General features: G+C 72.6%; 14 protein-coding genes, 1 tRNA gene and 1 pseudogene. 13 read left to right on the top strand and 3 right to left on the bottom strand.

From position 1 onward, the window contains the following. Positions 1 to 177: 177 nt before the first annotated feature. Both GSY69_RS05425 and rsrA read left to right on the top strand, forming a co-directional pair. A pseudogene (locus tag GSY69_RS05425) lies at positions 178 to 780 on the top strand (sigma-70 family RNA polymerase sigma factor); the annotation flags it as partial. Between the two features lie 185 nt (positions 781 to 965). After that, entirely contained in the window at positions 966 to 1,259 is a 294-nt protein-coding gene (gene rsrA / locus GSY69_RS05420; RefSeq protein WP_160952861.1) for a mycothiol system anti-sigma-R factor, read from the top strand. Between the two features lie 174 nt (positions 1,260 to 1,433). Here rsrA and GSY69_RS15355 read toward each other — a convergent pair whose 3' ends face one another. From GSY69_RS15355 to GSY69_RS05410, 3 genes are all read right to left on the bottom strand, one after another. Then, on the bottom strand, positions 1,434 to 1,508 hold the full coding sequence (locus GSY69_RS15355; protein WP_407925008.1) for a 50S ribosomal protein bL37: 75 nt from the start codon (positions 1,506 to 1,508) through the stop codon (positions 1,434 to 1,436). Positions 1,509 to 1,705: 197 nt separating this feature from the next. Then, positions 1,706 to 2,320, bottom strand: coding sequence for a GDSL-type esterase/lipase family protein (locus tag GSY69_RS05415; protein WP_160952860.1), 615 nt, complete (start codon positions 2,318 to 2,320; stop codon positions 1,706 to 1,708). Then, positions 2,317 to 6,090 carry a multifunctional oxoglutarate decarboxylase/oxoglutarate dehydrogenase thiamine pyrophosphate-binding subunit/dihydrolipoyllysine-residue succinyltransferase subunit gene (locus tag GSY69_RS05410; protein ID WP_407925007.1) on the bottom strand — a complete coding sequence of 1,258 codons (3,774 nt, stop codon included), beginning with the start codon at positions 6,088 to 6,090 and terminating at the stop codon, positions 2,317 to 2,319. Before GSY69_RS05410 ends, GSY69_RS05415 begins: the two co-directional genes overlap by 4 nt. A 112-nt stretch (positions 6,091 to 6,202) precedes the next feature. Between GSY69_RS05410 and guaB1 the strand changes: the two genes are divergently transcribed. From guaB1 to GSY69_RS05355, 11 genes are all read left to right on the top strand, one after another. Continuing rightward, positions 6,203 to 7,657 (top strand): GMP reductase, encoded by a 1,455-nt coding sequence (guaB1, locus tag GSY69_RS05405; protein ID WP_160952858.1) that lies wholly within the window; start codon positions 6,203 to 6,205, stop codon positions 7,655 to 7,657. A 179-nt stretch (positions 7,658 to 7,836) separates the two neighbouring features. Beyond that, positions 7,837 to 9,174 (top strand): hemolysin family protein, encoded by a 1,338-nt coding sequence (locus GSY69_RS05400; RefSeq protein ID WP_160952857.1) that lies wholly within the window; start codon positions 7,837 to 7,839, stop codon positions 9,172 to 9,174. Beyond that, complete coding sequence (locus GSY69_RS05395; RefSeq protein ID WP_160952856.1) at positions 9,167 to 10,216, top strand: hemolysin family protein; 1,050 nt, start codon at positions 9,167 to 9,169, stop codon at positions 10,214 to 10,216. The genes GSY69_RS05400 and GSY69_RS05395 overlap by 8 nt, the downstream gene beginning before the upstream one ends. Before the next feature lie 170 nt (positions 10,217 to 10,386). Beyond that, complete coding sequence (locus GSY69_RS05390; RefSeq protein WP_160952855.1) at positions 10,387 to 11,361, top strand: M15 family metallopeptidase; 975 nt, start codon at positions 10,387 to 10,389, stop codon at positions 11,359 to 11,361. 76 nt (positions 11,362 to 11,437) lie between these two features. Continuing rightward, a tRNA-Arg gene (locus tag GSY69_RS05385) sits at positions 11,438 to 11,510 on the top strand. Between the two features lie 109 nt (positions 11,511 to 11,619). Beyond that, positions 11,620 to 13,260 carry an arginine--tRNA ligase gene (gene argS / locus GSY69_RS05380; protein ID WP_160952854.1) on the top strand — a complete coding sequence of 547 codons (1,641 nt, stop codon included), beginning with the start codon at positions 11,620 to 11,622 and terminating at the stop codon, positions 13,258 to 13,260. Next, positions 13,260 to 14,717 (top strand): diaminopimelate decarboxylase, encoded by a 1,458-nt coding sequence (lysA, locus tag GSY69_RS05375; protein ID WP_160952853.1) that lies wholly within the window; start codon positions 13,260 to 13,262, stop codon positions 14,715 to 14,717. The genes argS and lysA overlap by 1 nt, the downstream gene beginning before the upstream one ends. Before the next feature lie 41 nt (positions 14,718 to 14,758). Further along, positions 14,759 to 16,069 carry a homoserine dehydrogenase gene (locus GSY69_RS05370; RefSeq protein ID WP_160952852.1) on the top strand — a complete coding sequence of 437 codons (1,311 nt, stop codon included), beginning with the start codon at positions 14,759 to 14,761 and terminating at the stop codon, positions 16,067 to 16,069. A 28-nt stretch (positions 16,070 to 16,097) separates the two neighbouring features. Continuing rightward, on the top strand, positions 16,098 to 17,186 hold the full coding sequence (gene thrC / locus GSY69_RS05365) for a threonine synthase (RefSeq protein ID WP_160952851.1): 1,089 nt from the start codon (positions 16,098 to 16,100) through the stop codon (positions 17,184 to 17,186). After that, on the top strand, positions 17,186 to 18,136 hold the full coding sequence (gene thrB / locus GSY69_RS05360; RefSeq protein WP_160952850.1) for a homoserine kinase: 951 nt from the start codon (positions 17,186 to 17,188) through the stop codon (positions 18,134 to 18,136). The genes thrC and thrB overlap by 1 nt, the downstream gene beginning before the upstream one ends. A gap of 394 nt (positions 18,137 to 18,530) precedes the next feature. Further along, a partial coding sequence (locus GSY69_RS05355) for a Rho termination factor N-terminal domain-containing protein (protein ID WP_328698774.1) occupies positions 18,531 to 18,754 on the top strand: 224 nt, incomplete at its 3' end.

Below are 18,754 nucleotides of genomic sequence, written 5' to 3'. Positions count from 1 at the left end.
GTTGTGCACCCACGACGGCAGCGGCCGCGGACGCCCCAGGGGCCTGCGCGGGCGTGCCCCGGCGGGCGGCAGGTCCGCTTGTTCTCCAGCTGAGAGGTGATGCGCGTGCAGGCGTTGGATGAGCGCCGAGCGCCGCGGCAGCGGCCCGACGTACGATTGACGGTGATGAGTGACTCGATGACTGCGCAATCGCCCGCAGAGGAAACCGACCGTGAGCGCACGGAGCGCTTCGAGCGCGACGCCATGGAGTATGTCAATCAGCTCTATGCGGCGGCGCTGAGGATGACGCGCAACCCCGCGGATGCGGAGGACCTCGTCCAGGAGTCCTACGCGAAGGCCTACGCGGCCTTCCACCAGTACACGCCGGGCACGAACCTCAAGGCGTGGCTCTACCGCATCCTCACGAACACGTTCATCAACACCTACCGCAAGAAGCAGCGCCAGCCCCAGGAGTCCTCGGGGGAGAACATCGAGGACTGGCAGATCGCGCGGGCGGCCAGCCACTCGTCCTCGGACGGGCGCTCGGCCGAGCTCGAGGCCCTCGACCACCTGCCCGACAGCGACGTCAAGGACGCCCTGGGCAGGCTCGCGGAGGAGTTCCGCATGGTCGTCTACTACGCGGACGTCGAGGGGCTGCCCTACAAGGAGATCGCGGAGATCATGGAGACGCCCATCGGCACCGTGATGTCGCGCCTGCACCGCGGGCGCCGGCAGCTGCGCGAGATGCTCTCCGACTACGCGGCCGACCGCGGCTTCGGCACGGATCCCAGCGCCGCGCGCTCCGGCGGGCAGCAGGCCGCGCCGCAGCAGGCGGGGGCGAAGAAGGCCCCGGCGAAGAAGCCCGGCGGGAAGAAGCCGGCGGCCCAGCAGACGGCGCCGCAGAAGAAGTCCGGGCAGAAGCCCACGGCAGGCAAGGCCGCAAGCCCCCAGAGGAAAGCCGCGAGCACGCAGAAGGGAGAGCAGCGATGAGCGAGGAGCGCACCCCCGAAACCGCCCGCTTCTCACCGGAGCGGCTCTCGAGCCTCGAGCGGATCTACCACTACCTGGACGGCGAACTCGACGCCTCCGAGCTCGGCGAGATCGAACACCACCTGGCCACGTGCCCGGAATGCCAGAGCGAGTACGCGATCGAGGCGATGCTCAAGCAGCTCGTGCGCCGCTCGTGTCAGTCCGACGAGGCGCCCGACGGCCTGCGCGAGCGCATCCGCGCGCGCATCGTCGTCGAGCAGCGCACGATCATCGCGCGCTGGAACGGCTGAGCGGCTCCGGGCAGCCCAGCAGCCACCGGCAGCACAGCGACCACCGACAGCGCGGCACCCACCGGCAAGCGCCGGCCAGCACGGCACCCACCAGCAGCGCAGACGCCAGCAGGGCCGAGGCGCCCCGGGAGATCCCGGGGCGCCTCGGCCCTGCTGCGACGTCAGAGCGTCAGCTCATGCGTTGGGGCGCTTGCCGTGGTTGGGGCCGCGGCGCTTGCGGTCGCGGCGCTTGCGTGCGCGCTTGCTCATAGCTCTCTCCTTCTCATTGACCCGGACCATCTTCCCATACGGCCCGCGGGCCCGCCAACGCGCGGCGGTGCACCCGGGGCCAATCCTGCACCGCCCGGCGCCCCGCGGGCCCCGGCACCAGCGCTCCTGCGCACGTTCCCCGCGCTCGCGCGCCCGTGCGTCCGGCGCCGGCGGCTGGGGCTTGCAGGGCTGAGCGCTCAGGCGCGGGCCAGCGCGTCCTCGACGCCCAGCCAGTCGAACCAGCCGCGGTTGAGCACGAGCCACGCGATGAGGCCGTAGCCCTCCTGGGAGGGCAGGCCCGCCGCGGAGGCCGCGAGCTCGCGCTGCCACACCGGGTGCCCGTCGAGCGGGGTGAACGCGTCGACGAAGGGCACGCCGCGGCGCAGCGCCACGTCCGCGTAGCCCTGGCTGAGCTCGCCGATCCGGCGGTTGTCCTCCGCGCGCAGCACCGGGGTGGGGCCCACGACGAACGTCGCGACCTCCGCGGCCAGCGCCGCATCCAAGACGTTGGCGAGGTTGAGCCGCGAGCGGGCAGTCGACAGGCCCGAGGCGATGTCGTGCGAGCCCGGCGCGAGCACGAGGCGGTTCTCCGACTCCGGAGTGAACCGCAGCCCGGCCTCGGCGAGCGCGCGCTTGGCGAAGGCCGCGCTGTCCTCCGCGGGCACGCCCAGTGGGTAGAAGCGCGCGGTGGGCAGCGCGGGCAGCGTGCGCGCGGCCACGCGCCCGGTCCAGCCCAGGCCGCGGCCGTCCCCGTGGCCGGCGACGAGCTCGTCGCCGGCCACGACGATGGCCGTGTCCTTCGTGCCGGTCACCGGTCGAAGACTCGCTCGACCAGGCCGGACTGCTCGGCGTCGTGGACCTTCTTGAGGCCCGTGGCGGGCGAGGCGGAGGCCCCGCGGGACACGAGCGTCATCTGGCGCCCGTCGAGCAGCGGCGTGAGGTTGAGCGCCATGAACGGCCACGCGCCCTGGTTCGCCGGCTCCTCCTGGGCCCAGTAGAGCTCGGCGGACGACGGGTAGCGGCCCAGCACCTCGTTCATGAGGTCGCCGTCGAGCGGGTAGAGCTGCTCGACGCGCACGATCGCGGTCTTCTCGTCGCCGGCCTTCTTCCGCGCCGCCACGAGGTCCCAGTACAGCTTGCCGGAGACCAGCACGACCCGGTCGACCTTGTCCGCGGCCACCTCGGTGTCCGGGATGATCGGCTCGAAGGTGCCGTGCGTGAACTGGTCGACCGAGCACGCCGCCGCCTTGAGCCGCAGCATGGACTTGGGCGTGAACACCACGAGCGGGCGCTTGACCGGCGCGTGGGCATGGCGGCGCAGCAGGTGGAAGTACGAGGCGCCGTTCGACGGGTAGGCCACCGTCATGTTGTTCTCCGCGCACATCTGCAGGTAGCGCTCGATGCGCGCCGAGGAGTGGTCCGGACCCTGGCCCTCATAGCCGTGGGGCAGGAGCATGACCACGCCCGAGGTCTGCGACCACTTCTGCTCGGAGGAGGAGATGAACTCGTCGATGATCGACTGCGCGCCCTGCGCGAAGTCGCCGAACTGGGCCTCCCATGCGACCAGCGCATCGGCCCGCTCGACGGCGTAGCCGTACTCGAAGCCGACGGCCGCGTACTCGCTGAGCAGCGAGTCGTAGACCCAGAACTTCGCCTGCTCGGGGCTGAGGTTCGACAGCGGCGTCCACTCGTTGCCGTTCTCGTGGTCGATGAGGACCGAGTGGCGCTGGGTGAACGTGCCGCGGCGCGAGTCCTGGCCGGCCAGGCGCACCGGGATGCCCTCCATGAGCAGCGAGCCGAAGGCCAGCAGCTCGGCGAAGCCCCAGTCGATGCCGCCGGAGCGCGACATCTCGTAGCGCTTCTCCTGCAGGCCGCGCAGCTTCTTGTGCACCGAGAAGCCCTCGGGCACCTTGAGCATCGAATCGCCGATCGCCTCGATGACCTCGGGGCTGACCGCGGTCGAGACGTCGGCATCGGCCTCGAGGTCGGCGGGGCGCTCGTAGGGCTTGGGGAACCCGGTCGAGGAGCCCTCGCGGGACTCCGCGTCCTTCGTCTCCGCGAACGCCTGCTCGAGCTTGGACTGGAAGTCCTTGACGACCTCGGCGGCCTCGTCGTCGGTGATGCACTTGCGGCCCACGAGCGACTCGGTGTAGAGCTTGCGCACCGAGCCCTTCTTCTCGATGAGCGAGTACATGACCGGCTGGGTCATCGACGGATCGTCGCCCTCGTTGTGGCCGCGGCGGCGGTAGCACACGAGGTCCACGACGACATCGCGGTTGAACTCCATGCGGTACTCGAAGGCGAGCTGGGCGGCCCGGTAGACGGCCTCCGGGTCATCGCCGTTGACGTGGAGGATGGGCGCGCTGATCGCCTTCGCCACGTCCGTGCTGTAGAACGAGGACCGGGCCGAGGCCGGCGGCGTCGTGAAGCCCACCTGGTTGTTGATGACGAGGTGGATCGTGCCGCCCGTGCGGTAGCCGCGCAGCTCGGAGAGGTTGAGCGTCTCGTAGACGACGCCCTGGCCCGCGAAGGCCGCATCGCCGTGGACGAGCACGGGGAGGACGGAGAAGCCCTCCTCGCCCTGGTCGAGCACGTCCTGCTTGGCCCGGGCGATGCCCTCGAGGACCGGGTCGACCGTCTCGAGGTGGCTCGGGTTGGCGGCGACGTAGACGTCGGTCGTGTTGCCCGCCGGCGAGGTGAACGACCCGGAGGTGCCCAGGTGGTACTTGACGTCGCCCGAGCCCTGGAAGCTGTCCGGGGCCTGCGTGCCGTCGAACTCGCGGAAGACCTGGTCGTAGCTCTTGCCGGCGATGTTCGTGAGCACGTTGAGCCGGCCGCGGTGGGCCATGCCGATCGTGACCTCGTGCATCTGGCTGTCCGCGGCGCGGTTGAGCACCTCGTCGAGCATGACGATGGCCGACTCGCCGCCCTCAAGGCTGAAGCGCTTCTGGCCGATGTACTTCGTCTGCAGGAACGTCTCGAACGCCTCCGCGGCGTTGAGGCGGCCCAGGATGTGGCCCTGCTCCTCGCGGCTGAGGTCGGTGATCGGCACCTCGAGCTTGGCCTGGAACCAGCGGCGCTGCTCCGGCGAGGCGATGTGCATGTACTCGAAGCCGATCGTGCGGCAGTACGTGTCGCGCAGCAGCCCCAGGATGTCGCGCAGGTACATCATCGGCTTGCCGCCGAAGCCGCCGGTGGGGAACTCCCGCTCGAGGTCCCACAGCGTCAGGCCGTGGGAGTTGATGTCGAGGTCGGGGTGGCTGCGCTGGCGGTAGACGAGCGGGTCCGTGTTGGCCATGAGGTGGCCGCGGGTGCGGTAGGCGTCGATGAGCTCGATGACCCGCGCGGACTTCGACACATCGTCCTGGTCGCTCGTGTCGACGTCGGGCACCCAGCGCACGGGCTCGTACGGCAGGCGCAGGGACTCGAAGACCTCGTCGTAGAACCCGTCCTCGCCCAGCAGGTAGCCGTGGATGAGCTTGAGGAACTCGCCGGAGCCGGCGCCCTGGATGACGCGGTGGTCATAGGTCGACGTCATCGTGAGGACCTTGGAGATGGCCAGCCGGTTGATCGTCTCCTGGCTGGCGCCCTGGAACTCGGCGGGGTAGTCGAGCGCGCCGACGCCGATGATGCAGCCCTGCCCGCGGGTCAGGCGCGGCACCGAGTGCACGGTGCCGATGCCGCCCGGGTTCGTCAGGGACACGGTGGTCCCGGCGAAGTCCTCCGCGGTGAGCTTGCCGTCGCGGGCGCGGGCGACGAGGTCGTCGTAGGCGTCGACGAACTCGCGGAACGTCAGCGTCTCGGCCTTCTTGACGTTGGGCACGAGCAGCGAGCGGCTGCCGTCCTTCTTGGGCACGTCGATCGCGAGGCCGAAGTTGATGTGGCCCGGCTGGATCATGACGGGCTTGTCGTCGCGGACGTCGTAGTAGACGTTCTGACTGGGGAAAGCCTTGAGCGCCCGGATCACCGCGAACCCGATGAGGTGGGTGAAGGAGACCTTGCCGCCGCGGGTGCGCTTGAGGTGGGAGTTGATGACGATGCGGTTGTCGATGAGGGCCTTGGCCGGCATCGCGCGCACCGAGGTGGCGGTCGGCAGGGAGACCGAGTCGTCCATGTTCTGGGCGAGCAGCTTGGCCGGCCCGCGCAGCTTGATCACGGTGTCCTCGGCGTCCTGGGCCGGCGCGCTGGCCTTGGGCGCGGGGGAGTTCTGCTTCTCCGGCACGCCCTTGGACTCCGCCTTGGGCGTCTCCGAGTCCGTCACCGAGGGCTCGACGCCCTTGGCGGGCTTCGGCTCGGCGCGCTTGTCGCTGCCCTGCTCCGGGCCCGAGGCGCCGCGCGGCTGCGCGCTGTCGGCGCCCGCCGAATTCGGGGCCGGCGCCTCCGCGGCGGGCTTGGAGGCCTGCTGGGCGGACTTCGCGGCGGGCTGGGGCGCATCGCCGCCGGCACCGCCCTCGGCCTCGAACTTCTCGAAGAATGGCCACCACGAGGAGTCCACGGAGTTCTTATCGGCCTTGTACTGCTCGTAGAGTTCTTCGACCAGCCACTCGTTGGAACCGAATTCCTCAGCGGTCTGGGCCGGCAGTGTTTCGGACACGGCGGGAATCGCCCTCTTCCTCAGCTCGGAGCTTCGACGTCGTCTAGCAAGCTTAAGCCCGTTTCGGTCCGCGGTGTTCCAGTGGGTGGACAATGTGCCTATGCGCTTCATCACCGACCCCCCGGCCACCGACCTGACCTATTCCGATGTGTTCCTGGTCCCGCGCCGCTCGGCGCTGGCCTCGCGCTTCGACGTCGACCTGGCCACCGGCGACGGCACCGGCACGACGCTGCCGATCGTCGCGGCGAACATGACCGCCGTCTCCGGGCGGCGGATGGCGGAGACGCTGGCCCGGCGCGGCGGACTGGCCGTGCTGCCGCAGGACATCCCCCTGGCCGTCGCGGGCGAGGCCATCCGCTGGGTCAAGGACCGCGACCCGGTCTACGAGACGCCGGTGCGCATCGGCCCCGACGACACGGCCCTCTCCGCCCTCCACCTCCTGCCCAAGCGCGCCCACGGCCACGCGGTCGTCGTCGGGCCCGACCGCGAGGTGCTGGGCGTCGTGTCCCGCCGCTCGCTCGAGGGCATCGACCGCTTCCGCGCGGTGCGCGAGGTCATGGCCGAGCCGGTCACCGTGCTCGAGGCGGCGGACCTCGCCGGGGCGGACCGGTCGGCGCTGGCGGCGGCCTACGACGACATGGCCGGCGCCCGGGTGGACTTCGCGCCCGTCGTCTTCGCCGGGCGCCTCGTGGGGGCGCTGACCCCGCAGGCCGTGCTGCGCTCCTCCGTCTACGCGCCCGCGCTCGACGCGCGCGGGCGCCTGCGCGTCGCCGCGGCGATCGGCGTCAACGGCGATGTAGCGGCGCGCGCCCGGGAGCTCGCCGCGGCGGGTGCGGACGTCCTCGTCGTCGACACCGCGCACGGCCATCAGGAGAAGATGCTCGAAGCGCTGGCGACGATCGCGCAGCTGGGCCCGGGCGTGCCCGTGGTGGCCGGCAACGTCGTCACGGGCGAGGGCGCCCAGGACCTCCTCGCGGCGGGCGCGGACATCGTCAAGGTGGGGGTGGGCCCCGGTGCCATGTGCACGACGCGCATGATGACCGCCGTCGGTCGCCCGCAGTTCTCCGCCGTGGTCGAGTGCGCCCAGGCCGCGCGCGAGGCCGGGGGCCACGTGTGGGCCGACGGGGGCGTGCGCCACCCGCGCGACATCGCGCTCGCCCTGGCCGCCGGCGCCTCGCAGGTCATGGTGGGCTCGTGGTTCGCCGGCACCCTCGAGAGCCCGGGGGACCTCCTCGTCGACCCGGAGGGCCGCCAGTACAAGGAGAGCTTCGGCATGGCCTCGGCGCGCGCCGTGGCCGCCCGCACGCGCACCGACTCCGCCTTCGAGCGGGCCCGCAAGGGCCTCTACGAGGAGGGCATCTCGAGCGGGCGGATGTACGTCGACCCGGCCCGACCGGGCGTCGAGGACCTCATCGACCAGATCGCCGCCGGCGTCCGCTCGTCGTGCACGTACGCCGGCGCGGCGAGCCTGCCCGAGTTCGCGCAGCGGGCCCTGGTGGGCGTGCAGTCGGCCGCGGGCTACGACGAGGGCCGGCCAGTCGAGCGCAGCTGGTGATCGGCGGGCGCCCGACTCGGCTAGGATCGCCCCATGAGCGGTGACAGTCCGAGCCGGCGCTGCGCCGGCCCCCTTCACGCCCCCGTGGCCCGCCCGGCCCACAGCCCCCGGCAGGGCGCGTTCGCGCGGCACCGCCGCCCGGCACCGCCGCTGCCGCGCCCGGCGGTGGTCCGCGCCTGATGGAATGGCTGCTCCTCGCGCTCGCGCTCCTGCTCATCCTGGGCACCGGCGTCTTCGTCGCCGGCGAGTTCTCCCTCCTCACGCTCGACAAGCACACGGTCGAGCAGGCGGTGGCCCGCGGCGAGCGCGGCTCGCGTTACATCGAGCGCGGCATGCACCACCTGTCGACGCAGCTGTCGGCCGCGCAGGTGGGCATCACGATCACGACCCTGCTCACCGGCTACCTCATGGAGCCCTCGCTCGGGCGGATCCTCGCCCCGGTCCTCGAGCTGCTGCCCGTGCCCGTCGCGCTCGCCGACGGGGTGGCCCTGGCGGCCGCGCTCATCGTCTCGACCGTGCTGTCCATGGTGATCGGCGAGCTCGTGCCCAAGAACCTCGCGATCGCCGCGCCCCTGGCGGCCGCGCGGATCGCGGTGCCCATCCAGTACGTGTTCTCGCTGGCCTTCAAGCCGGTCATCGCGGTGCTCAACGGCACCGCGAACAAGGTCCTCGAGGCGATGGGCATCGAGCCCCAGGAGGAGAGCACCGCCGGCCGCTCCGCCGATGAGCTCACCGCCCTCGTGCGCCACTCCGCGGAGGAGGGCACGATGGACGAGCAGACCGCGGACCTGCTCACCCGCACCCTCGCGTTCTCCGAGCGCACCGCCGAGGACGTCATGAGCCCGCGCACCCGGATGTCGACGGTGCGCAAGTCCACGACGGCGGCGGAGATCATGGAGCTCGCCCGCGAGACCGGCTTCTCCCGCTTCCCCGTCGTCGGCGATTCGCGCGATGAGATCCTGGGCGTCGTCCACGTCAAGCAGGCGTTCGCCGTGCCCCTGCCCAACCGCGGCGACGCGTTCGCCGGCGGCCTCATGACGGACGTCTCCGAGGTGCCGGAGACGCTGCCGCTCGACCCGCTGCTGCGCGTCCTGCGCGAGCGCGGCAACCAGATGGCCGTCGTCGTCGACGAGTACGGCGGCACGGCCGGCGTGGTGACGCTCGAGGACGTGGTCGAGGAGCTCGTGGGCGAGGTCGCCGATGAGCACGACCGGATGCGCGTGAGCGTGCGCCCGGCCCGCGACGGCTCGTGGATCGTGCCGGGCCGGCTGCGCCCCGATGAGGTCGAGGCGGTCACCGGCATCGAGATCCCGGAGGACCCGGACTACGAGACCGTGGCCGGCTGCGTGCTGCTGGCGCTCGGGCGGATCCCCGTCGTCGGGGAGCGCGTGCGCCTCGCCGACGCCGAGCTCGTCGTCGAGCGGATGCACGGCCACCGCATCGAGCGGCTGCGCCTCATCCCGGACTACGCGGGCTATCCGGCCCAGCCGGGCGGGGCGGGGGAGCGCCATGAGTGACTGGCTCGGGCTGATCTGGCTCGTCGTGCTGCTGCTGGGCAATGCCTTCTTCGTCGCGGCAGAGTTCGGCGTCGTCTCCGCCAAGCGCTCCCAGATCGAGCCGGCGGCGGAGGAGGGCTCGCGCGCGGCCAAGACCACGCTGTACGGCATGGAGCACGTCTCCGCGATGCTCGCGATCTGCCAGCTGGGCATCACCGTGTGCTCGCTGCTGCTGGGCAACGTCGCCGAGCCCGCGATCCACCACCTGCTCGAGGGGCCGCTGCACCGCTTGGGAACGCCCGAGGCGCTGTCGGCGCCGATCGCGTTCGTGCTCGCGCTGGCCATCGTGACCTTCCTCCACGTGGTGGTGGGGGAGATGATCCCGAAGAACATCTCGCTGGCGGCCGCCCGCCAGGCGGCGCTGCTGCTCACGCCCCCGCTCGTGTTCCTCTCGCGGGTGTTCGGGTTCGCCATCCGCCCGCTCAACGCGTTCGCCAACCTCGTGCTGCGCCTGCTGGGCGTCGTGCCCCGCGACGAGGTGAATGCCGCGTACACGGTCGAGGAGGTCCAGTCGATCGTCGCCGAGTCCCAGCGCGAGGGGCTGCTCAGCGATGACACGGGCCTGCTCAAGGGCGCGCTCGAGTTCTCGGACAAGACGATCGGCGACGTCATGGTCCCGCTCGATGAGGTGGTGACGATCCCGGCGGAGGTCACGCCGGCCCAGCTCGAGCACCTCGTGGGCAGGACGGGGTACTCCCGCTACATCGTGCTGGGCTCCGATGGGGTGCCGGAGAGCTATCTGCACATCAAGGATGTCCTCTATGCGGACACCGAGGCCGACTACCGCGCGCCGGTGCCGGCGAAGCGCTTCCGGCCGCTCGTCACCCTGCGCGCGGGCGACGAGATCGAGGACTCGCTGGCCCAGATGCAGGACGCGGGCAATCACGTGGGCCGGGTGCTCGACGACCGCGCGCAGGCGGTGGGGGTGCTGTTCCTCGAGGACGTCCTCGAGGAGCTCGTGGGCGAGGTCCACGACGCGATGCAGCGCAGCCCGCGGCCCTGAGCGCCCGGGCGGAATGTCGCGGGAGCCGGCGTCCTGACCTCGGGTGATGGCGGGACCGGAAACTCGCGTCACAGTTCTGTGACTTTCCCGCGATTTCTCGTTATAGTGCTGTGACATGCGAACGCGCGGCCGTGCCGCGCGAGTATGACTTCCGTCTGTTTGGAGATTCTGTGGATCAGTCTGGTCTTGAGCCCGTCGTGCGCCGTCGGGACCTGCGCAAGCAGGAAGAGGCGGCCCGCCGGGCCGATCGCCACGCCGTGTCGCCGCTGCACCGCCGGACCTTCAGCTCCGCCGCGGACGCCGAGCCGGCGCCCACCGCGGAGCGTCCCGGGCGCAGCGCCGCGACCGCGGCCGCCCGCGCGGTGCGCGGCTCCGACGGCTCCGCGCTGCGCCGCCACCGGCGCCGCAGGACCGCGACGATCTCCGCGCTCACCACGGTCTCCGCGGCCGGCATCGCGATCGCCGCGGTGCTCGTGGGCGGCAACATGGGCGGCGGGGACCAGGTCCAGGCCGCCGAGGGCCACGTCGCGCAGCAGACCGAGCTCGACCGCGCTGAGCTCGCCCCCGAGGCCGTCGACGGCTCTGCGGCGAGCGCGGACAAGGACGCGAAGTCCTCGGGCGCCCACAACTTCGCGGGCGGCGCGCCCACCGCGAACAACAAGAAGGCGGCCGCGGCCGCCAGCTCCGTCCAGCGCACCGCGCTGCCCGGCTGCTCCGGCAAGCCGCCCAAGGGCGAGTTCTCCAACGGCCAGGTCCCGGCCGATTCGCTGTGCAAGATCGGCGTGGGCGACCACAAGCTGCGCGCGGACGCGGCCGTCGCCTTCGCCAAGATGAACGCGGCGTTCAAGGCCGACACCGGCTCCTCGATGGCGGTCACGGACTCCTACCGCTCGCTCGACGGGCAGATCTCGGTCGCCGGGCGCAAGCCGGGCCTCGCCGCCAAGCCGGGCACCTCGATGCACGGCTGGGGCATCGCCCTCGACATGGCCGGCGGTTCCGCCGAGGCCAGCGGCACCCAGTACGACTGGCTCGTGAAGAACGCCGCGAAGTACGGCTGGGAGAACCCGGACTGGGCCAAGGGGGGCCAGTACGAGCCCTGGCACTGGGAGTACGTCCCCGCCCGCAAGACGATCAAGGGCCACTGAGCCCCGCCGTGCCGGCGGCTCGGCGGGCGGCGGTTTCGACCGCCGCGCCACCGGTGCTATGCTGACACGGTTGTCCGCCCGCGTAGCTCAGCGGATAGAGCGTCTGCCTCCGGAGCAGAAGGTCGTAGGTTCGAATCCTGTCGCGGGCACCGCACGCCAGGGCCCCCCGGTACCGCCCGGGGGGCCCTTCGCACACCCCCTCCCACCGGACCGCGCCCCGGATTTCGGCCCGCAATCGCGTCGTAATAGGCTTGTGTTGTGACTCCGGAAGAACTCAAAGACGCCATCGCAGCCGCCATCTCCCAGCTGAACGAGGAGCGCGGGCTGTCCATTGAGGCCCCCGCGTCGCTCGTCGTCGAGCGGCCCAAGAACCGCGCGCACGGCGACTGGTCGACCAATGTCGCGCTGCAGTCGGCGAAGAGGGCGGGCCTGAGCCCGCGCGAGCTCGGCGCGGACCTCGCGGCGCTGCTGAGCGCGCGCGAGGGCATCGCCCGCGCCGATGTCGCGGGCCCGGGCTTCATCAACATCACTCTCGAGGCCGCCGCCGCCGGCGCCGTGGCGGCGGACATCGTGGCGGCCGGGCGCGACTACGGCCGCAGCGACGAGCTCGCCGGCGAGACGATCAACATGGAGTTCGTCTCCGCCAACCCCACGGGCCCCCTGCACCTGGGCCACACCCGCTGGGCGGCCCTGGGCGATGCGATCGCCCGGGTGCTCCGGGCGGCCGGCGGCAGCGTCGCCAGCGAGTACTACATCAACGATGCCGGCTCCCAGATGGAGACGTTCGCCGATTCCGTGCTCGCGCGCATGCACGGCCGCGACGTCCCCGAGGGCGGCTACCCGGGCCAGTACATCGCCGACATCGCCCAGGCGCTGCTCGAGCGCCACCCGCAGTGGTCGGACGCTCCGGAGGACGAGATCCGCGCTCAGGTGCGCGCGGAGGCCTACGAGCTGCAGCTGGCCGACATCCGCTCGACGCTCGACGACTTCGGGGTCGCCTTCGACGTGTGGTTCTCCGAGCAGTCCCTCTACGACTCCAACGCGCTGGCCACGAGCGTGCAGCGGCTGCGCGAGCAGGGCCACGTCTACGACGAGGGCGGCGCGGTGTGGCTGCGCACGACGACGTTCGGCGACGACAAGGACCGCGTGCTCATCCGGGCCGATGGCAACCCCACCTACTTCGCCTCGGACGCCGCCTACTACCTCAATAAGCGCGACCGCGGCTACGAGCGCAAGGTCTACCTGCTCGGCGCCGATCACCACGGCTACGTGGGCCGCCTCAAGGCGATCGCGGCCGCCGCCGGCGACGACCCCGAGGCCAACATCGAGATCCTCATCGGCCAGCTCATCAAGGTCAACGGCGCCAAGCTGTCCAAGCGCGCCGGCAACATCATCGAGCTGCGCGACCTCATCGACTGGCTCGGCGCGGACGCGCTGCGCTACTCGCTGGCCCGCATCCCCGCGGACTCGCCGCTCACCCTGGACCCGGAGGTGCTGCGCAGCGCGAGCGCGGACAACCCGGTCTACTACGTCCAGTACGCCCACGCGCGCGCCCGGGGCGTCGAGCGCAACGCGCGGGCCGCCGGCGTCGGGGCCGAGGACTTCGACCCCGCCCTGCTGAGCGACCCCACGGAGGCAGTCCTGCTGTCCGCGCTCGCGGACTACCCGCGCGTGGTCGCCCAGGCCGCCCGCCTGCGCGAGCCGCACCGCGTGGCCCGCTACCTCGAATCGCTGGCGGCCGCGTTCCACAAGTGGTACGACGCCTGCCGCGTCTCCCCGCGCGGCGACGAGGAGGTCACCGCGACCCACTCCGCCCGCCTCGTCCTCGACCGCGCCACCGCCCAGGTGCTCGCCAACGGCCTCGAGCTCATGGGCGTGAGCGCGCCGGAGCGCATGTAATGCCGGCTCACGTCTCCGGCGTGCTGCACGCCGGGCCCTCGCCGGTCTGGCTGCCGTACCCCGCCGACGTCAACGCGCTCATGCCCAGCCTGTGGGGCGCGAGCGTGGCCAAGGACGACGCCGGGGTGCTCACGGTGGGCGGCTGCTCGGCGCCGTGGCTGGCGCGCGAGTTCGGCTCGCCCCTCTACGTCCTCGACGTGGCCGACCTGCGCGCCCGGGCGGAGGGCTTCGTATCCTCGTTCGGCGCCGCATTCGCAGCAGTGGGCGGGCGCGCGCGGGCCTTCTACGCCGGCAAGGCGCTGCTCACCACCGCGATCGCCGGCTGGATGGCCGAGGCCGGGCTCGGCATCGACGCGTGCAGCCTGGGCGAGCTCCTCGTGGCCCGCCGCGCCGGGGTCGATCCCGCCCTCGTCGGCCTGCACGGCAACAACAAGTCCGATGCCGAGCTCGCCCTCGCCCTCGACTGGGGGATCGGGCGCATCGTGATCGACTCGCTGCCGGAGATCGAGCGGCTCGAGGCCGCCGCCGCCGCCCGCGGGGTGCGCGCACCGGTCATGGTGCGGACCACCGTCGGCGTCGAGGCGCACACGCACGACTTCATCGCCACGGCGCACGAGGACCAGAAGTTCGGCCTGTCGCTGACGACGGGCCAGGCCCGCGCGGCCGCCGATGCGGTCGTCGCCGCCGAGCACCTGGACCTCGTGGGCCTGCACAGCCACATCGGCTCGCAGATCTTCGACGCGGAGGGCTTCGAGGTCGCCGCGCGCCGCCTCGTGGGGCTGCGCGCCCAGCTGCAGGCGGCCCACGGCATTGAGGTCCCGGAGCTCGACCTGGGCGGCGGGTTCGGCATCCGCTACACCTCCCAGGACACGCCCGCCGCGTTCGCCGAGCTGGCCGAGGGACTGGCGCAGGTGCTCGCCCGCGCGTGCCGCGAAGCGGGCACCTCCCTGCCGCTCGTGTCCTTCGAACCGGGCCGGGCCCTCATCGGCCCGGCGGTGTTCACGCTCTACACCGTGGGCACCGTCAAGCGTGTCGAGACCGGTGCGGGCGTGCGCACCTACGTCTCCGTGGACGGGGGGATGAGCGACAACATCCGCACGGCCCTCTACGACGCGGACTACTCGTGCTCGCTGGCCTCCCGGGACTCGCAGGCCGAGCCGGCGGTGGTGCGCGTCGTGGGCAAGCACTGCGAGAGCGGGGACATCGTCGTGCGCGACGAATACCTGCCGGCCGACATCGGCCCCGGCGACCTCGTCGCCGTGCCCGGCACCGGCGCCTACTGCCGCCCGCTGGCCTCGAACTACAACCTCGTGCCCCGCCCCGGCATCGTCGCGGTCGAAGACGGCCGCGCGCACTGGATCCTCCTGCCGGAGACGCACGAGGCGATGCTCGCCGCCGATCCCGGCTTCGCCGCCACGGCCCCCGAGCCCGCCGAGCCCCCGCGCCGCGCGCGCTGACCCCGCCCGTGCGCCTGAGCGCACCCGACGAGAAGGAAACGATGGAAACCTCACCCCTCAAGGTCGCCCTGCTGGGCGGCGGCGTCGTCGGCACCGAGGTCGCCCGCCGCCTCCTGGGCCGCGCTGCTGACTTCGAGCGCCGCGTGGGCGCCCCGCTCGAGCTCACGGCGGTCGCCGTGCGCGATGCGCAGCGCGAGCGCCCCGGGATCCCCGCCGCGCTCCTCACCGACGACGTCGACCAGGCGATGGCGGGAGCCGACATCGTCATCGAGCTCATGGGGGGCATCGACGAGCCGCGGCGGGCCATCCTCGCCGCGCTCGACTCCGGCGCCTCCGTCGTCACCGCGAACAAGGCGCTGCTGGCCGCCCACTACGGGGAGCTCATGGCGGCCGCCGACTCCGCCGCGGTGCGCCTCGAGCACGAGGCCGCGGTCGCCGGTGCCATCCCCATCATCCGGCCCGTGGGCGACTCCCTGGCCGGCGATGAGATCACCCGCGTCATGGGCATCGTCAACGGCACGACGAACTACATCCTCGACCAGATGGACCGCGAGGGCTGGGACTTCGACCGCGCGCTCACCACGGCCCAGGAGCTGGGCTTCGCGGAGGCCGATCCAACCGCCGATGTGGGGGGCCACGACGCCGCCGCGAAGGCCGCCATCCTCGCCGCGCTCGCGTTCCACACTCCGGTCTCGATCGACGACGTCCACGTCGAGGGCATCGCGTCCGTCACCGCGGACATGATCGAGACGGCGCGCGCCCAGGGATTCGCGATCAAGCTGCTGGCGATCTGCGAGAAGCTCGTCAGCGAGGGCCGGGCGGGCGTCTCCGCGCGCGTCTACCCCGCGCTGCTGCCCCGCGAGCACGTCCTGGCGCAGGTCTCCGGCGCCTTCAACGCCGTGTTCGTCGAGGCGGAGGCCGCGGGCTCGCTCATGTTCTACGGCCAGGGCGCCGGCGGGGCGCCCACGGCCTCCGCGGTGCTCGGCGACGTGGTCTCGGTGGCCCGCCGCAAGGTGCTCGGCGGCCGCGGCCAGTACGAGCACGCGAGCACCGCCACCCTGCCCGTCCTGCCGATCAGCGCGATCACCACCCGCTACCAGATCACGCTCGACGTGTTCGACCGCCCGGGCGTGCTCAACGCCGTCACGGAGGTCTTCGCCGCCCACGGTGTGTCGATCGAGCTCGTCCAGCAGACCCAGCTGCCCGCCTCGGAGGCCGCCGAGCGGCACGCCAAGCTCGTCGTGGCCACCCACTCCGGCACGGACGAGGCGCTCGCCCAGACCGTCGCGGACATCGCGGCGCTCTCCGTAGTCAACGACCTGACCTCGGTGCTGCGCATCGAGGGACTCTGAACGACCGGAAGAAGGACTGAGGACAGCCATGGCCCTAGCGCACCGCCACCAGTGGCAGGGAGTCATCGAGGAATACCGGCCCCTGCTGGGGCTCGCGGAGTCCACGCGGGCGGTGACGCTCGGCGAGGGCGGCACGCCCCTCATCGCCGCCGAGGCGCTCTCGCAGCGGGTGGGCGCCGAGGTCTACGTGAAGTACGAGGGCATGAACCCGACCGGCTCGTTCAAGGACCGCGGGATGACGATGGCCATCACCCAGGCGCGGGCCCACGGTGCCAAGGCCGTCATCTGCGCGTCGACGGGCAACACCTCCGCCTCGGCCGCGGCGTACGCGACGAAGGCGGGGATGGCCTGCGCGGTGCTCGTGCCCGCCGGGAAGATCGCGGTGGGCAAGATGAGCCAGGCCATCGCCCACGGGGCCCAGCTGCTCGAGGTCGACGGCAACTTCGACGACTGCCTCACCCTGTGCCGCAAGCTCTCCGAGGCCTACCCCGTCCACCTCGTCAACTCCGTCAACCCGGACCGCATCGAGGGCCAGAAGACCGCGGCGTTCGAGGTCGTCGACGCGCTCGGCCGCGCACCCGACTTCCACCTCCTCCCGGTGGGCAACGCGGGCAACATCACCGCCTACTGGAAGGGCTACCGCGAGTACCGCGAGGCGGGGCTCGCGGAGACCGCCCCGCAGATGTGGGGCTTCCAGGCCGCCGGCGCCGCGCCCCTCGTGTTGGGCCACCCCGTGGACGACCCGGACACCGTGGCCACCGCGATCCGGATCGGCAACCCGGCCTCGTGGACCCAGGCCGAGGCCGCCCGCGACGAATCGGGCGGCCTCATCGACGCCGTCACCGACGAGCAGATCCTCGCCGCCCACCGGCTCCTGTCGACCACGGAGGGCATCTTCGTCGAGCCCGGCTCCGCCGCCTCGATCGCCGGCCTGCTCAAGCAGGCCGATGCGGGGCGCGTGCCCGCGGGCGCCACGCTCGTGTGCACCGTGACCGGCCACGGCCTCAAGGATCCCCAGTGGGCCCTGCGGACCGCCGACGGCAGCGATCTCACCCCCACGCGGGTGCCCGTCGACGCGGTCTCCGCCGCCCGCGAGCTCGGCCTCGAGGAGGGGTGATGCCCGCAGCGGCGGCCTTCGAGGTCACGGTGCCGGCCACCTCGGCGAACCTCGGGGCGGGCTACGACTCGTTCGGCCTCGCACTCGACCTGCGCGACGAGGTGACCGCCTCGCTGTGCGTCGAGCCCGTCGACCCGGTGCGCTGCGTCGAGGTCGAGGGGGAGGGGGAGGGGAGCCTGCCGGGCGACCGCTCGCACCTCGTGCATCGGATCGCTTCGACCGTGCTCGCCGAGCGCGGCCTGGCAGACCTCGCCGACCGGCTGCTCCTCCACTGCCTCAACCGCATCCCGCAGTCCCGCGGCATGGGCTCGTCGGCCTCCGCCGTGGTGGCGGGGATCTCGATCGCCGATGCCCTGAGCGCCGGGGCCGGGCTGCCGGAGCCCCCGGCGGCGGAGAAGCTGGCCTGGGCCACGCGCTTCGAGGGCCACCCGGACAACGCCGCGCCCGCCCTCTACGGGGGCGTGTCCGTGAGCTATGCCGATGCGCAGGGCCGCCCGCAGTCGGCCTCCATCCCGGTCGATCCGCGCGTGAGCGCGGCACTCGTCATCCCCTCGGCCCGCCTCGACACCGCGGTGGCCCGCTCGCTCATCCCCGCGACGGTCCCGCACGCGCAGGCGGCGGCCAACAGCGCGGTGGCGGGCCTGTTCGTCCACGCGATCAGCAGCGCCCCGGAGCTGCTCTTCGATGCCACCGCCGACCGCCTCCACCAGGAATTCCGCCGCCCGGCGATGCCGGAGGCGCTGGCGCGCGTCGACGCCCTGCGCGCGGCCGGACTGGCCGCCGTGGTCTCCGGGGCCGGGCCGACGGTGCTCGTGCTCGGCACCGGCGGCGACCTGGCCGAGCGCACGGCCGCCGCCCTGCCCGGCGACGATGCGCGCGTGCGCGGCGCGCAGATCAGCGAGGCGGGGGCCACGACCACCGCGCTGAGCCCCGCGCCCGGCGCGGTCTGAGCCCCGTGCCCCGCGCGATCTGACCATTGCCGCCCCACGGGTCCGGGTCGGGCCGGCGGCGGCTGCGCGGTGAGGGGGCCCCGCGGCCGTGGCGACACCTCGACTCCGCGCGGATCGCCGCCATGCGATTTCCCAACCGCCGCCGGGAAGGGGTAGAATCGGCCGTGTTCCCACCGGCACTCAGCCCCCTCCGGGGCCGCCGCATCGGGGCGCTCCCCGCTCACTGCGCGCGGACCGCCCGCTCACCGGGAACATCACGAGTACGGGAACCCCAGTGGGATCGCCCGTACACCGATTCCGAAGCACGCATCAGCCGTGCACGTCCGCTGCCGCGCACCGTCCCGAGTCCGCTCGGGCCCGGCGCGGCGGCCGAACGAGGGAGAAGGAAACCTTCGTGTCAGAAACCACCACCCCCGACACCGTGCGCTCGGGAAGCCTGACCGGCCTCCGCCTGCCCCAGCTGCAGGAGATGGCCGCCGGCCTGGGCATCAAGGGCTACCGCCGCCTGCGCAAGGGCGAGCTCATCGACGCCATCCAGTCCGCCGGCTCCGGCGCCGCCCCCGCGGCGGCACCCCAGCGCCAGGCGCCGGCCGCCGCTGCGGCCCCCGAGGCCGCCGC

It is taken from the genome of Brevibacterium rongguiense (genome assembly GCF_009857845.1).
Lineage (GTDB): Bacteria > Actinomycetota > Actinomycetes > Actinomycetales > Brevibacteriaceae > Brevibacterium > Brevibacterium rongguiense.
Note: the sequence above shows the minus strand (reverse complement) of the source record. Positions and strands in the feature narration are given on the sequence as shown.

Excerpts from the sequence above, each read along its gene's own strand:
- rsrA (WP_160952861.1), top strand. The coding sequence starts at position 966 with ATGAGCGAGGAGCGCACCCCCGAAACCGCCCGCTTCTCACCGGAGCGG.
- GSY69_RS05400 (WP_160952857.1), top strand. The coding sequence starts at position 7,837 with ATGGAATGGCTGCTCCTCGCGCTCGCGCTCCTGCTCATCCTGGGCACC.
- guaB1 (WP_160952858.1), top strand. The coding sequence starts at position 6,203 with ATGCGCTTCATCACCGACCCCCCGGCCACCGACCTGACCTATTCCGAT.
- thrB (WP_160952850.1), top strand. The coding sequence starts at position 17,186 with ATGCCCGCAGCGGCGGCCTTCGAGGTCACGGTGCCGGCCACCTCGGCG.
- GSY69_RS05395 (WP_160952856.1), top strand. The coding sequence starts at position 9,167 with ATGAGTGACTGGCTCGGGCTGATCTGGCTCGTCGTGCTGCTGCTGGGC.
- GSY69_RS05370 (WP_160952852.1), top strand. The coding sequence starts at position 14,759 with ATGGAAACCTCACCCCTCAAGGTCGCCCTGCTGGGCGGCGGCGTCGTC.
- lysA (WP_160952853.1), top strand. The coding sequence starts at position 13,260 with ATGCCGGCTCACGTCTCCGGCGTGCTGCACGCCGGGCCCTCGCCGGTC.
- thrC (WP_160952851.1), top strand. The coding sequence starts at position 16,098 with ATGGCCCTAGCGCACCGCCACCAGTGGCAGGGAGTCATCGAGGAATAC.